A 1090-nucleotide genomic window follows, 5' to 3' on the forward strand; every position below is an offset into this window, starting at 1 on the left:
CGCCCGGCCACACCGCCGTCGGAGCGGGCCCTGAGGCGCACGGCGTCGCCCGCGGCGGCGTCGTGACGATGAATCCCATCTCGGGCACCTTCCGCCATCCTTCGGGTGGCGAGACGAGAGAGACGCTGGTCGACTTCCTCTCGTCGACCAAAGAGACCGAAGAGCTCTTCATGGTGGTCGACGAGGAGCTGAAGATGATGAGCGCCGTGTGCTCTGACGGCGGGCGCATCACGGGTCCTCATCTGAAGGAGATGTCGCGTCTCACCCACACCGAGTACATGCTCCGGGGGCGCAGCACGCTGGATCCGCGAGACATCCTGCGCGAGACGATGTTCGCGCCGACGGTGACCGGCTCGCCCATGCAGAACGCCTGCGCGGTGATCCGTCGACACGAGAAGAAGCCACGCGGGTACTACTCCGGCGTCGCCGCGCTGTTCACCCCGAACGCCGACGGCGGGCACGACCTCGACGCGCCCATCCTGATCCGCACGGTGTATCTGCAGGACGGCTCTCTCAGCGTGCCCGTGGGCGCGACGCTCGTCCGACACTCCGACCCGCACGGTGAGGTCTCGGAGACGCACGGAAAAGCGGCCGGAGTCCTCGGTGCCATCGGCGCGATCGACCGCGACACGGCAGCGGAGGCCCGGGAGGATGCGGATGCGCCGAGCGAACCGCGGTCTCTTGCCGCCGATCCCGAGGTCGCGGCACTCCTGTCGTCTCGCAACGCCCGCCTCGCGGACTTCTGGCTCAATCCGCAGGGCGACGGATTCTCCGGTCCCTTCTCGGGACTGTCGGCGGTCGTCGTCGATGCCGAGGACCGCTTCACGACGATGCTCGCGCACCAGCTCCGGCACCTCGGACTCGACGCCGTCATCAGGGCATGGCACGAGGTCGACGACACCGAACTCGACGCCGCCGACCTCGTGGTCGCCGGACCGGGACCCGGTGACCCGCGCGACACCGCGAGCGACCGTATCGGCCGGATGCGCCAGGTCGTCGCGCGGCGTGTCGACGCGGGCGCACCTCTGCTCGCCGTGTGCCTGAGCCACCAGATCCTGGCCGATCGCCTCGGTATCGATCTCGCCCCCCT

The 1090-nt window shown here is 69.4% G+C and carries 1 protein-coding gene; it reads left to right on the forward strand.

The annotated features are described in order from the left end of the window. Positions 1 to 1090, forward strand: a 1090-nt coding sequence (locus J7E68_RS12705) for a chorismate-binding protein (RefSeq protein ID WP_215173144.1), incomplete at both ends; no start/stop codon positions are given.

The organism is Microbacterium sp. ISL-103 (assembly GCF_018613995.1).
Classification (GTDB): Bacteria; Actinomycetota; Actinomycetes; order Actinomycetales; family Microbacteriaceae; genus Microbacterium.